The organism is Mammaliicoccus sp. J-M41 (assembly GCF_022385935.1).
Taxonomy (GTDB): Bacteria; Bacillota; Bacilli; order Staphylococcales; family Staphylococcaceae; genus Mammaliicoccus; species Mammaliicoccus sciuri_A.
The window spans coordinates 1-270 of sequence record NZ_JAJNIR010000097.1; the positions used below are offsets into that span (position 1 = coordinate 1).

Here is a 270-nt window from a genome sequence, read left to right on the forward strand (position 1 = left end):
TGATAAACGCATATGCTGAATGATTATCTCGTTGCTTACGCAACCAAATATCTAATGTATGTCCCTCTGCATCAATGGCACGATATAAATAACTCCATTTTCCTTTTATTTTGATGTACGTCTCATCAATACGCCATTTGTAATAAGCTTTTTTATGCTTTTTCTTCCAAATTTGATATAAAATTGGGGCATATTCTTGAACCCAACGGTAGACCGTTGAATGATGAACGTTTACACCACGTTCCCTTAATATTTCAGATATATCACGAT

The 270-nt window shown here is 34.4% G+C and carries 1 protein-coding gene; it reads right to left on the reverse strand.

Annotation, left to right across the window (positions count from 1 at the left end):
* A partial coding sequence (locus tag LQ686_RS14055; RefSeq protein WP_239706566.1) for an IS6 family transposase occupies positions 1 to 270 on the reverse strand: 270 nt, incomplete at both ends.